Source organism: Halorubrum rutilum (genome assembly GCF_024494565.1).
Window position 1 is genome coordinate 497764 of sequence record NZ_JANHDN010000001.1, and the last position, 12491, is coordinate 510254.

Genomic DNA, 12491 nt, shown 5'->3' on the forward strand with positions numbered 1-12491 from the left:
GATATCGGTTTCACGAAACGGAGTCCGAACCGGTCGATATGCGGCGACGGGATAGTCGGCCGTTCTCGGCTTCGGAGGGATTAATAGCGACATCGGCCGAGCGAGTATCGATGCCCTCCGAAACGAACGAACTGCTCGAATCGGTTCGGCGCCTCCTCCTAGTCGTCGTGCTTCTGCTCGGGCTCGGCGTTGCGACGCTCGGCGATATTGCCGTCGCGGTTCGCGGCTACGCGACGCTGATACCGAGCACCGCTCGCGTGGTCGGGAGTGTGGTCGTGTTCACGGCGCTCGCGCTCCTCTTTTTCTCGGCGTTCGAACGGGTGGGCCCGGACTCGGCGGACTGAGCGTCTCGGGCGAGAGGCGAGAGGGAATCAACCGCCGGAGGCCGTTTCGACCGTCTCGGATTCGCGGGGTTCGGCCCGCGCGTCGCCGGACCGATGGGCACCGTGGAACCGGACGGTCACGGTGGTGCCCCGGTCGTCGCAGTCGAACTCGAGCTCGGCGCCGAGCTGGCTGGTCGCCCAGTTGACGAACCAGAGGCCGACGCCGAGCCCGTGCTCCAGCTGCGTTTCGCCCGCGTCGGCAAGGAGGTCGCGTTCCCGGTCCGAGATCCCCGGCCCGTCGTCGCTGACGCGCAGCAGGGGCGTTCCGTCGGCGGTCGCGTCGACCGTCACCTCGGCCCGCGCGGGGGCCTCCGAGTGGACGACCGCGTTCTCGACGAGCTCGGTGACGAGTCGGCGGACGATCGTGCGATGGGAGACGAACCGCACGTCGTCCGGCGCGTCCACCGAGATGCTGCTCTCCGGATACTCCCGGCGTGCGTCCGCGACGACCTCCCGGGCGACGGCCGCGAGGTCGATCGTCGACGGGGAGTCGCCGCTGTGGGTCATCACCGCCTCGGCCTCGCGGGCCTTCCGGCTCACCGACGCCAGCTCCGCCGCGCTGTCCCGGATCGGCGCCCGACGGCTCTCGTCTTCGATCCGCTCGGCGTGCGCCAGGATCACGTCGAGCTCGTTCCGGACGTTGTGCCTGAGCACGCGGTTGAGGACGGAGAGCCGCTGCTCGCGGGTGCGGCGGTCGGTCACGTCGCGGAGCACGACCGCCCTGGCGACCGGGTCCTCGTCCGGGTCGGCGTCGCCGTCCGAGACGCCGGAGACCGTGATCCGGAACTCCCGGCGTCCCTTCGTCGTCCGGAGGGTCGCGAAGTCGGTCGCGCCCGGGGAGAGCGAGGCGACGCCGATCCCCTCGGCGACCGACGAGATCGGCTCCCCGATCATCGCCCGGCTCGACCGCCCGAAGAGTTCCTCGGCCGCGGCGTTCGCGTCGAGGACGTCGTCCGCCCAGTCGACGACGATCACGGCCTCTTGCAGCGCCTCGACGACGCGGGAGCGGGCGACGTAGTCCGCCTTGGGGAAGACGGTCAACACCGGGTACCGTCGCAGCGAGACGAACAGCAGCGCCCCGGAGAGGAAGAGGCCGCCCGTCACGCCGTCCACGACGACGTCGCCGCTGCGCCACCCGCCGACGACGTACGGCGCCGACACGGCGCCGAGCAGCGCCGCCAGCTGGCCCGTCGAGATCCGGTCGTGGCTCCAGCCGTACCTGAGGAAGACGACCGCCGCGTAGACGTAGACGGCCGAGAGCTGGAACAGCTCCGTCCCGACGAGCGACGCGAGCGACCGCCGGACCTCCCCCGCCGACGGGTCGCCGTCGAGGGCGGCGACCGCGCCGACGAGCGGGAGCGCGAGGAGGACGAACACCGCGATCCGCGGGCGGGACAGTCCCGTCCCGCGGCCGGCGTAGCCGAGCACGTAGACGAGCCAGATCCCGGGGACGAACACCGCCGGGACGAGCTGTCCGAGCCCCGCGAGGTTCGCGCCCACGGACCACGCGTGGGGGAACTCGGACAGCAGCGACAGGACCGCCCACAGGAGCAGCGCGCCCGACAGCGCGGCGAAGGCGTCCGCGTTCGGCGGCGACCGGTCGCTCGCGACCCGCCACGTCACCCACGCCAACAGCGCGACGGCGACGGCGTCGACGGCCAGCGAGGCGAGGAGGGAGGCGATCACCATGGTCTGAGAGCGGGTCCGAGGCGGGTCCGGGAGGGTCGGATCGATCTACGTGGTCGGCCACGACTCGGAGGATGGAAATTCGTGTCGAATCCGTCGCGACGGGGCGCGGGGTCGCGACGGCGCGCGTCTCGACCGGCGACGACGGACCGGGACTCGCGACGGCGCGCGTCTCGACCGGCGACGACGGGCCGGGACTCGCGACGCCGGCGGTCCGCGGGACCGGACGGTCGGTCGACGGCGGGCATCACGCGTCCGCTATCGGCGGGGTCGCCGTGAATCCCCCGCCCGTGTTGCGCGTTCCGAGACGCGGCCGGCGCGTACCGGCGGGCGATACGCCGGACGGAGTGCCCGGACGCCGCGTCACTCCGCCCGGTACTTATTTATATCAGTACAAATTTATCACGGTTGAAATGAGACACTTGATAACACAGGGCTTTCGGGGGTACTGCGCGGTCGCGGTGATCGTCGCGGGCTTCACGGGGCTGTGGGCGGTCGACGTAATCTCGGTCGCGATCCCCGTCGTGGGGTACGCGTGGCTCGCCGTGGCGGCGATCGGGACCCTCGTCGCGGCCGGGATGGCCGCGCGGCCGGAGGAGGTGATCGAGCCCGACGCGACCGACGACCGGATCGAGGAGTTCGAGGAGACGGCGGTCACCGGGGCGCCGCTCGACCTCTACGCCGTCGCGCTCGCCGCGTGGGCGTGCGTGTCGTTCGGATGGGTGCTCGGCGGGATGGGCGCGGCCGGACTGACGGTCGTCGGCTACGGCTGGCTCGCGATCGCCGCGTACGGCGGCCTCGTGGCGGCCGGGCTCGTCGCGACGCACGGCGACGAGGTCGCGACCGCGGTCGACCCGTCCGACAGCCTCGAAACGGACGGCTGAGTCGCCCGCGTTCTCTCCCCTGATAACTGGCGGCGTGCGTTTATTATCGGTCGTCGACGGATCCGAGCAATGAGCGTCGAATCGCGGGCGAGCGAGGCGAGTGAGGCGAGCGCGGCGTTCGGCGTCGCCGTCCTCGCGGTGGCCGTCGCCGTGTGGGCGTTCCAGTTCACGCTCGGCGTCTTCGACGGGTGGGGATGGGCGCTGGTCGTCGGGAGCGCGTGGACGGTGCTGGGGCTGCTCCTGCTGTTCTCCGACGTGCGGGTGTACGTGGGCGCGCGGTCGCCGGCCGAGCGATACCACCGGACCGGGAGCGAGCGCCGCGGGGCCTCGGACGACTGACCGCTGAGGGCGCTCCGGCGACCGGTCCGTGTCTGCGTCGGCGTCGCGATCGGGAGCGCGGTCGCTCTCCGAGCGAAAAAACGGTGAAAACTGAACCGGTGCGGTCGGGGTCTCGGCGCTCTACCGGCGTCAGCCGAACAGCTCGCCGAGGCCCTCGCCGCCGTCGCCCTCGTCCTCGTCGTCGTCCGCCTCGTCGGCGGCCTCCTCGGCCTCGTCGGCCTCGTCCCCGTCGTCGTCCGCCTCGTCGGCGGCCGCGGCGTCGGCGGAGCCGCCCGAGGCGGCGCCGGCGGCGGGGGCCGCGGCGGCCGTCTCGACGGCCTCCTCGATGTCGACGTCTTCCAGCGCGGCGACGAGCGCCTTGACGCGGGATTCCTCGACGTCGACGCCGGCGGCTTCCAGCACGCCGGTGACGTTGTCTTCGTTGATCTCTTCGCCGGTCTCGTTCAGGATGAGCGCAGCGTAAACGTATTCCATTGGTGTGTCCTCGTAGTGTTAGCCGAACATCGCGCCGAGGCCCTCGCCGCCGTCGCCGCCGTCGTCCTCGTCGGCGTCGTCAGCGTCGTCGGCCGCCTCGGCGTCGTCCGTGTCGTCTTCTTCCTCCGCCTGTTCCTCCTCGTCGTCCGTCGCCGGAGCCGGGGCGGCTTCGACGCCCTGCAGCTCCTCGGGAAGCGCCTCCTCGTCGTCGATCTGGGCCGCGAGCGCGCGGAGCTGGGCGTCGGCCTTCCCGATGAGGTCGGGCACGACGTCCGGGCTCTCGATCTCCGCGAACAGCCCGACGGACTTCGCCTCGCCGGAGGCCTTCGCGAGAAGGCTGCCGACCGTGGCGGCCGTCGGGTACGCGGCGTTGATCGAGAGGTTCCGCGCGGCGGCGGCCGCCGAGCGGACGTCCGCCGCGTACTCGTCGACGTCGATCGCGAGCTCGTCCGGCTCGAACAGGACGCCCTCCGAGTAGACGCCCTTGAGGTCGAGCCCGACCTCCTTCGGCTCGATGCCGAGCTCGGTCAGGACGTTCGCGAGGTCGTCGTCGACGACCTCGCCCTCGCTGAGGACCTTCGAGTCCTCGGTGACCATGATCGAGCCGTCCTGAATGCGCGCGGCCGCGCCGACCGTCTGGAGCTCGCCCACGAACGGTCCGGGGTCGACCCCGGTGTCGCCCTCGGGGATGACGACATCGTTGGGGGCGACCTCGCCCGCGTTGATCGGGGCGGGCGTCTTCGAGGCTTCCAGCTGCTTGAAGAGGCCGAACGGGTTGTCGTTCGTCCCGATGAGCGCGACCTGACCCGAGACGTACCGGGTCAGCTCCTCGACGCCGCCGCCGACCTCCTCCAGGGCGCGGGTGGTGAGCGTGTTCCGGCTCACGCGGACGTCGGCCGAGCCGTGCAGCTCGCGGCGCATGGCCTGGAGCTGTCGGCTCGGAATGCCGCCGACGCCGACGATCCCGACGGAGTTGAACGAGTCGATGAACTCGACGAGCTCGTCGACCTCGTCCTGCTTCCACTGCGGGATCGTCTCGGTCTTGCGGACCGAGCTCATACGGGCACCTCCCTGGCGGGACCCATCGTGGTCTTCACGTAGATCCCGTCGATGTTGAGCGGCCCCTTCTCGAGGCTCGCTTCGAGCCGCCGGATGATGACGTCGATGTTGTCCGAGATCGCCTCGGCGCCCATGTCCTCGGCGCCGACGCGGGTGTGGAACGTGCGCCGGTCGCGCGACCGGAGCTGCACCGTGTTCTTCATCCGGTTGACTGTGTCGACGACGTCGTCGTCCGGCTGCAGTGGGGTAGGCATCTTCCCGCGCGGACCGAGGACGGTACCGAGGTACCGACCGATGTCCTGCATCAGGCCGGCCTCCGCGACGAAGAAGTCGGTCTCGCCGGCCAGGTCCTTTGCGCGGTCGTCGTCGTCTCCGAGGTCTTCGAGGTCGTCGCTGTCGAGCACTTCGTCAGCGACCTCCTCTGCGCGGACGGCGGTTTCGCCCTCCGCGAAGACGACGATCTGTGTCTCCTGCCCCGTTCCAGCCGGCAGCACGACGGACTCGTCGATGCGGTTCGACGGATCGTTGAGGTCGAGGTCTCGCAGGTTGATCGCGATGTCCACGGTCTCGCGGAAGTTCCGCTCGGGCGCATCGTCGAGTGCGAGAGTTACGGCCTCTTGTATTGTGTCTGCCATTTTCACCTCCGTAGTACGCAGGTCGCTCCTACGGGTCAGTGAAACAGGCGAAGCCTGTCTCACCGGAGAGAGGTCCATCGGAGGTTTAAAAGCGTCGAACCGCTCGTCCCCGTGCGAACCGGCGACAGGGCCGCTCCGCGGTGGTCGCACCGTCGACCGCGGTGCCGCCCTTCGCCGCCTCGCCGTTGCGCCGCCTCGCCGTTGCGCCGCCTCGCCGTTGCGCCGCCTCGCCGTCGCCGCCGCGGCCCCGGATTCGACGCCCGTCGAAGTCGGAAACGTCGGATAGGGGAACCCTTTTGATGCCGGTCGCCGACCCACGAGGTAATGACTCAGGGTGGTCCGGCGTGACGATGGACGACCGTATCGAGGACCTCCGCGAGCGCCGCGAGCGCGCGGCCGAGGGCGGGGGCGAGGAACGGATCCAGTCGCAACACGAGAAGGGGAAGATGACCGCGCGCGAGCGGATCGACTACTTCCTCGACGACGGGACGTTCCACGAGTTCGACCGGTTTCGGACCCACCGCAACCACAAGTTCGGGATGGAGGAACAGCAGATCCCGGGCGACGGGGTCGTCACCGGCTACGGCGAGGTCAACGGCCGGAAGACGTTCGTCTTCGCGCACGACTTCACCGTCTTCGGCGGGTCGCTCGGCGAGGTGTTCGCCGAGAAGGTGTGCAAGGTGATGGACAAGGCGATGGACGTGGGCGCGCCCGTCGTCGGCCTCAACGACTCCGCGGGCGCCCGGATCCAAGAGGGCGTGGCCTCGCTCGGCGGCTTCGCGGAGATCTTCCGACGCAACACGGAGGCCTCGGGCGTGATCCCACAGATCTCGGCGATCATGGGGCCCTGTGCCGGCGGCGCGGTGTACTCGCCCGCGATCACGGACTTCACGTTCATGGTGAAGGACACCTCCCACATGTTCATCACCGGCCCGGACGTCATCGAGACCGTCACGGGCGAGGAGGTGAGCTTCGAGGAGCTCGGCGGCGCGGTCACCCACTCGTCGACCTCGGGCGTCGCCCACTTCGCCGAGGAGAGCGAGGAGGACGCCTTAGACGACATCGCGCGGCTGCTCTCGTACCTCCCCGCCAACAACGTCGAGGACCCGCCCCGCGTCGAGCCGTGGGACGACCCGGAGCGCGCCGACGAGGAGCTGGCCGACATCGTCCCGAACGCGCCCCGGAAGCCGTACGACATGAAGGACGTGATCGGCAGCGTCGTCGACGAGGGCTCCTTCTTCGAGGTGCAGGAGAACTTCGCGAAGAACGTCGTCGTCGGCTTCGCCCGCCTCGACGGCCACTCGATCGGGATCGTCGCCAACAACCCCCGCGTGAACGCCGGCACGCTCGACATCGAGGCGAGCCAGAAGGGCGCGCGGTTCGTCCGCTTCTGTGACGCCTTCAACATTCCCATCCTCACCTTCGAGGACGTGCCCGGGTTCATGCCCGGCACCGACCAGGAGCACAACGGGATCATCCGCCACGGCGCGAAGCTGCTGTACGCCTTCTCGGAGGCGACCGTGCCGCTCCTGACCGTGATCACCCGGAAGGCGTACGGCGGGGCCTACTGCGTGATGTCGTCGAAGCACATCGGCGGCGACGTCAACTACGCCTGGCCGACCGCGGAGATCGCGGTGATGGGGCCGAAGGGCGCCGTCAACGTCCTCTACCGCGAGGAGCTGGCCGAGGCCGACGACCCCGACGCGCGGAGACAGGAGCTCATCGACGAGTATCGCGAGGAGTTCGCGAACCCGTACACGGCCGCCGACCGCGGGTTCATCGACGACGTCATCGAGCCCGCGGAGACGCGCGCCCGGCTGATCGACGACCTCCAGATGCTGACGGGGAAGCGCTCGGACGCGCCCGAGAAGAAACACGGCAACATCCCCATCTGATGGCGACCGACTCGACCGAGGCCGACGCCGGCCCGATCGACCCGGACGCGGACGCCACCGGGGGCGAGCCCGGCGATCCGACCGGCGCCGTCCTCGACGGGCTGACGATTCCCGACGACGCCGGCGACGCCGAGGCCGCCGCCATCGCCGCCGCGGTCGCGGCGCACGTCCGCGACGGGGAGCTGGCCGCGGCGGCCGCCGCCGCGGACGGCGACGCGGACGAGGGGTGGGCGGGCGAGCGGTGGGCGTTCGCCGGCCGGGTCGACCGGCTCACCGGCCGACCGGTCCGCGTCCCGGAGGGCGCGCCGACCGACCCGTGGGCCGCGGCCGGCCGCGCCGACCGCTTCTGAGGGGCCGGCGGGCCGCGACGGCGCCGCCGCTGGCTCGGTTCCGAACGCCCGCTCCCGGACGCGGGAGCGTCCGAGCGCGTGCATTCCCCCGGCGAGACGCCGCCTCGGCGAAACGCCTCCCGCGGCGAGGCGCGATCCGGCGTCTCGCCGTGCTAACCCCTCACGGGGTGCGTCGGAAGATACGTTCGATAGCTTATATATCTGTGGTCGGCCGTCACGCCTCGGGCGGCTCCTCGACGCCCTCCTCGGTCGCGGCGTCCTCCGCCGCGGTCTCGGCCGATCCGCCGAGGATCCGGTTGAGGACGACGGGGACGACGCCGGCGAGGAGGACGAGGAGCCCGATCCGGACGAGGACCGAGGCGTCCGTCAGGAGCGTCGCGGCGAGGTACGCGGCCGCCGCGACCAGCGTCGACGGCAACACGTAGGGGTTTCCGGGCGAGAGCATGTCGGGACATGGGACCGGGCAGCCCCTTAACCGTCTCGGGGAGTCGCGGTCGGCGCCGGGAGAGTACGACGATCGTCGTCACCGGTCGTCGTCGCGGACCGATAGAATGAGGTGGGTTATGCTGGAACGTTGGTGTAAGAATGTTCGACAAGGTTCTCGTCGCGAACCGCGGGGAGATCGCGGTCCGGGTGATGCGCGCCTGTGCGGAGCTGGGCGTCGACACCGTCGCCGTCTACAGCGACGCCGACAAGCACGGCGGCCACGTCCGGTACGCGGACGAGGCGTACAACGTCGGCCCGGCCCGCGCGGCCGACTCCTACCTCGACGGCGAGGCGGTCGTCGACGCCGCGCGGAAGGCCGACGCCGACGCGATCCACCCGGGCTACGGCTTCCTCGCGGAGAACGCCGACTTCGCGGCGCGCGTCGAGGCCGCCGACGGGATCACGTGGGTCGGCCCCGCCAGCGACGCGATGGAGCGGCTCGGCGAGAAGACCCACGCCCGCCGGGTGATGGACGACGCCGACGTGCCGATCGTCCCCGGGACGACGGAGCCCGTCACCGACGCGGAGGCGGTCACCGAGTTCGGCGACGAGCACGGCTACCCCGTCGCGATCAAGGCCGAGGGCGGCGGCGGCGGCCGCGGGATGAAGGTCGTCGAGAGCGCGGACGAGGCCGCGGAGGCGCTCGAATCGGCGAAGCGCGAGGGGGAGGCGTACTTCTCGAACGACTCCGTCTACCTCGAACGCTACCTGGAGACCCCCCGCCACGTCGAGGTGCAGATCGTCGCGGACGACCCGGCAGCGGCGGCCGACGGCGACGCCGACGGCTCGGTGACCGAGAGCGACGTGGTCCACCTCGGCGAGCGCGACTGCTCGCTCCAGCGCCGGCACCAGAAGGTGATCGAGGAGGGACCCTCGCCGGCGCTCTCGGACGAGCTGCGCGAGCGGATCGGCGCGGCCGCCCGCCGCGGCGTCGCCGCCGCCGACTACACCAACGCCGGCACCGTGGAGTTCCTCGTCGAGGAGGACGTGGAGCGCGACCCGTCGGAGCCGCTCGGGCCGGACACCCCGTTCTACTTCCTCGAAGTGAACACGCGGATCCAGGTCGAACACACCGTCACCGAGGAGCTGACGGGGATCGACATCGTCAAGGAGCAGCTCCGGGTCGCGGCCGGCGAGGGCCTCTCCGTCTCGCAGGACGACGTCGAGCTGGAGGGGCACGCGATCGAGTTCCGGATCAACGCCGAGAACGCCGCCGAGGAGTTCCAGCCCGCCAACGAGGGGTCGCTGGAGACGTACGACCCGCCGGGCGGGATCGGCGTGCGCGTCGACGACGCGCTCCGGCAGGGCGACGACTTAGTCACCGACTACGACTCGATGATCGCGAAGCTGATCGTGTGGGCCCCGGACCGCGAGGAGTGTCTCGCGCGCTCGAAGCGCGCGCTCGCGGAGTACGACCTGACGGGCGTCGTCACGATCGTCCCGTTCCACCGCCTCATGCTCGACGACGAGCGCTTCGTCGACGGGACGCACACCACGAAGTACCTCGACGAGGAGCTCGACCGGGAGCTGGTCGCCGAGGCGCAGGCGAAGTGGGGGACCGAATCGTCGTCGGGCGACGGCGACGACGAGGGCGAGGAGGTGACCGAGCGCGAGTTCACCGTCGAGGTGAACGGGAAGCGCTTCGACGTCGAGTTAGAGGAGCGCGGCGCGCCCGCGATCCGGGTGCCGGAGGGCGCCGGCGGGGGCGGCGGGGGCGGTCAGCAGCGCCCGCCGCAGGCGACGTCCGACGACGGCGGCGACGACGGCGTCGACGTCGCGGAGGGCGGCGAGGCCATCGAGGCCGAGATGCAGGGGACGATCCTCTCGGTCGACGTCGCCGAGGGCGACGAGGTCGCCGCCGGCGACGTGGTCTGCGTCCTCGAAGCGATGAAGATGGAGAACGACGTGGTCGCCGAGCGCGGCGGCACCGTCGCGAGCGTCCACGTCGGCGAGGGCGACAGCGTCGACATGGGCGACGTGCTGATCGTGCTGGAGTAGGATCGAGCGGTTTCCGGACGCGGTTGTTTATAACTGGTCGACGATTCTGGGGTGAGCAGATCCGGGGCTTAACCGTTCATGAGGCGTCGTTGAAACGCGCAGTCAGTGACGCACTCCGCCCCTTCGCCGGTCGGTACGGGGCGAACAGAGATGATCCGCTCCGATCACTGTTGCTTGACGACGACCGTATCTGCAACGAGGTCGCCGACCCGCTGATTGTCGTCAGTAAGCAATATCGACACCATTGCGACGAGGTTGAACGTCGGGAGTGCGTCGACGATCCACAACAGGTTCCGTAGTACTGACGCGCCAATCGTACAGTTCGAACCGTCGGACTTGACGACGACCAATCCGAGCAGGTATTTCCCCGGCGTGTAGCCGTACAGCCCCTCAAGTAGAAACCCGTAGACGAGTGTTGCAGCCAGCCCCGTGAACGTCAGCGCGAGGAGACCGATATCGCCGGGGGTCGCCCCGGCGAGTATAACGGGAACCCAGAGTAGCCCCATGAGGATCGAGTCGATAAGGAATGCTCCGACCCGGTGCCAGATCACGGCTCCGTTCGTCCCCCGTTGCGGTTGCGGATGCTTTTCCATGTTCCATTTCCGTCTCTCACCGCTTATTAATCCCAGATAGGTGTTTCAGAGGCGGAGATATGGAATCGTTCGAACGCTTCGTCGACCGGCCGTTTCGGTCGAAGATCGACGACGAACACCGCTAAATTCCCAGCCCCTCAGTTGTACGTGCTTGCTGGCAGCGGAGTGACGGAGAACGCCGCCAAAGCCCCAGCCGCTCGGCTGTACGCGGTTGATCCCGGATCGTCGGTGAATACCTCCAAAGCCCCAGCTGCGAGGCGGGCGCACGCTCGCTGCGCTCCTCGGTCGGTCGCTCGTTTCACTCGCTCCCGCCCTGCGGTGCTTACGTCGCCTGCCCCCGCCTCGCGGCTGCCCCTTTGAGTCCGACCCCTTACAGCACCGCAACCGCGCCTCACACCTCCCCAGCCTCGCCGCTCGCTCGGGACTCCCTTCGGTCGCCCACGTCGCTCGCGGCGTCCCTCGCGCGTGCGCCTCGCGGCCGCCTTCGGCGGCCACCCGGAGGCGCACGCCACCGCCCCGCGTTGATCGTTTATAAACAGTCGTCGCCGTCGCTCGCTCCGTTTAAGTATCATCTCGCTGTCGAAGGTCCCGACGCGCACTCCCGTTATCGCCCCCGCAGTCCCAACAGCTCCCGCGTCTGCTCGGGCGTCGCCACGGGCCGCCCCAGCTCCTCGGCGAGCCGCGCCGCGCGCGCCACCAGTTCCTCGTTCGTCGCCAGCTCGCCCTTCTCGTAGTACCGGTTGTCCTCTAAGCCGACGCGGACGTGCCCGCCGAGCAGCAGCGACTGGGTCGTCATCGGGAGCTGGTGGGGCCCGAACCCGATCACGTTGAACTCCACGCCCGCAGGCAGCGCTTCGACGCGGTTGATCAGGTTCCGGGGGTGCGGCGGCGACGTGGTCCCGCCGCCGAACAGGAAGTTGAGGTACGGCGGCTCGTCGAGCTCGTCGAGGATCGCCAGCGACTCGTTGAGGTGGCCGTCGTTGAACACCTCCAGCTCGGGCTTGATCCCCCGGTCTCTCATCTCGTCGTGGAGCGACGAGACGAGTTCGCGCGTGTTCTCCGAGGTGAGCCGGTCGTAGCGGTTGAGCGGCCCCATGTCGAGCGACGCCATCTCGGGCGGGGGGTCGGTCCGGAGCGGCTCGTGTCGGAGGTCGTCCGGGGCCGCGGTCCCGCCGGTCGAGTGTTGGAGGACGGCGTCGTCGGTGGCTTCTCGGACCGCGTCAGTGACCGCCTGAAACCGCTCGGCCGAGAAGGCGCGCTCCCCGTTCTCGCGGCGCGCGTGGAGATGGAGCACGCTGGCGCCGGCCTCCTCGCAGGCGGCCGCGGCCGACGCGATCTCCTCGGGGGTCTCCGGGAGGCCCGGGTGCGCCTCCTTGCCGTGGACGCCGCCGGTGAGCGCCGCGGTGACGATCGCGGGCTTCCCGTCGAGGTAGTCGGAGTAGGTCATCGGTCGGCGTCGGGGGTCTCGCCCTCGCCCTCGCCTTCGGTCGGTTCCGGCTCGACGTAGAACTCGCAGTCCGTCGCGGGGTCGAGCCCGTACCGCGCGTTACAGACGTCGGCGCGCATCGGCTGGACGAACGACTCCGTCACGGTGCAGAACGCGCGGGCGGTGTCGAACGACCTCCCGTCGCCCTTCTCGCGGTACGCCAGGTGCGGACACGTCTCGGCCATGGCGAGGAGAGGCGGGCCGGCGGCTTGAAACCACGCGT

At 70.2% G+C, this 12491-nt stretch carries 14 protein-coding genes; 6 read left to right on the forward strand and 8 right to left on the reverse strand.

Annotated features, from left to right (window positions below; genetic code table 11):
- Positions 1-110: 110 nt before the first annotated feature.
- On the forward strand, positions 111-344 hold the full coding sequence (locus tag NO900_RS02680; protein ID WP_256407664.1) for a hypothetical protein: 234 nt from the start codon (positions 111-113) through the stop codon (positions 342-344).
- A 27-nt stretch (positions 345-371) separates the two neighbouring features.
- On the opposite strand, the gene NO900_RS02685 is transcribed toward NO900_RS02680, so the two are convergent.
- The gene (locus tag NO900_RS02685; RefSeq protein WP_256407665.1) at positions 372-2072 is read right to left on the reverse strand and encodes an ATP-binding protein; all 1701 of its coding nucleotides are present in this window, start codon (positions 2070-2072) and stop codon (positions 372-374) included.
- Positions 2073-2482: 410 nt separating this feature from the next.
- Here NO900_RS02685 and NO900_RS02690 point away from each other — a divergent pair, with 410 nt between their 5' ends.
- Positions 2483-2953, forward strand: a complete 471-nt coding sequence (locus NO900_RS02690) for a hypothetical protein (RefSeq protein WP_256407666.1) — start codon at positions 2483-2485, stop codon at positions 2951-2953.
- A 69-nt stretch (positions 2954-3022) separates the two neighbouring features.
- Entirely contained in the window at positions 3023-3292 is a 270-nt protein-coding gene (locus NO900_RS02695; RefSeq protein WP_256407667.1) for a hypothetical protein, read from the forward strand.
- Positions 3293-3421: 129 nt separating this feature from the next.
- Here NO900_RS02695 and rpl12p read toward each other — a convergent pair whose 3' ends face one another.
- Genes rpl12p through NO900_RS02710 form a run of 3 tightly spaced genes read right to left on the reverse strand, consistent with a single transcriptional unit; the run spans position 3422 to position 5460 of the window.
- Entirely contained in the window at positions 3422-3766 is a 345-nt protein-coding gene (gene rpl12p, locus NO900_RS02700; RefSeq protein WP_256407668.1) for a 50S ribosomal protein P1, read from the reverse strand.
- An 18-nt stretch (positions 3767-3784) separates the two neighbouring features.
- Positions 3785-4825, reverse strand: a complete 1041-nt coding sequence (locus tag NO900_RS02705; RefSeq protein ID WP_256407669.1) for a 50S ribosomal protein L10 — start codon at positions 4823-4825, stop codon at positions 3785-3787.
- Positions 4822-5460, reverse strand: coding sequence for a 50S ribosomal protein L1 (locus NO900_RS02710; protein WP_256407815.1), 639 nt, complete (start codon positions 5458-5460; stop codon positions 4822-4824). Before NO900_RS02710 ends, NO900_RS02705 begins: the two co-directional genes overlap by 4 nt.
- Positions 5461-5810: 350 nt before the next feature.
- Here NO900_RS02710 and NO900_RS02715 point away from each other — a divergent pair, with 350 nt between their 5' ends.
- Positions 5811-7355: an acyl-CoA carboxylase subunit beta gene (locus NO900_RS02715; protein ID WP_256407670.1), complete on the forward strand. Its 1545-nt coding sequence runs from the start codon at positions 5811-5813 to the stop codon at positions 7353-7355.
- Complete coding sequence (locus tag NO900_RS02720) at positions 7355-7705, forward strand: DUF8022 family protein (RefSeq protein WP_303654643.1); 351 nt, start codon at positions 7355-7357, stop codon at positions 7703-7705. The genes NO900_RS02715 and NO900_RS02720 overlap by 1 nt, the downstream gene beginning before the upstream one ends.
- Positions 7706-7919: 214 nt before the next feature.
- On the opposite strand, the gene NO900_RS02725 is transcribed toward NO900_RS02720, so the two are convergent.
- Complete coding sequence (locus tag NO900_RS02725; RefSeq protein ID WP_256407671.1) at positions 7920-8150, reverse strand: DUF7987 family protein; 231 nt, start codon at positions 8148-8150, stop codon at positions 7920-7922.
- A gap of 140 nt (positions 8151-8290) precedes the next feature.
- Here NO900_RS02725 and NO900_RS02730 point away from each other — a divergent pair, with 140 nt between their 5' ends.
- A complete protein-coding gene (locus tag NO900_RS02730; protein ID WP_256407672.1) occupies positions 8291-10189 on the forward strand; it encodes an ATP-binding protein in 1899 nt (632 codons plus the stop codon).
- Positions 10190-10353: 164 nt separating this feature from the next.
- On the opposite strand, the gene NO900_RS02735 is transcribed toward NO900_RS02730, so the two are convergent.
- The 3 genes from NO900_RS02735 to NO900_RS02745 all read right to left on the reverse strand — a co-directional run bounded on the left by NO900_RS02735 (position 10354) and on the right by NO900_RS02745 (position 12453).
- Positions 10354-10782, reverse strand: coding sequence for an RDD family protein (locus tag NO900_RS02735; RefSeq protein ID WP_256407673.1), 429 nt, complete (start codon positions 10780-10782; stop codon positions 10354-10356).
- A gap of 604 nt (positions 10783-11386) precedes the next feature.
- Entirely contained in the window at positions 11387-12229 is an 843-nt protein-coding gene (locus NO900_RS02740; protein WP_256407674.1) for a beta-keto acid cleavage family enzyme, read from the reverse strand.
- The gene (locus tag NO900_RS02745) at positions 12226-12453 is read right to left on the reverse strand and encodes a hypothetical protein (RefSeq protein ID WP_256407675.1); all 228 of its coding nucleotides are present in this window, start codon (positions 12451-12453) and stop codon (positions 12226-12228) included. Before NO900_RS02745 ends, NO900_RS02740 begins: the two co-directional genes overlap by 4 nt.
- Between the last annotated feature and the right edge of the window lie 38 nt (positions 12454-12491).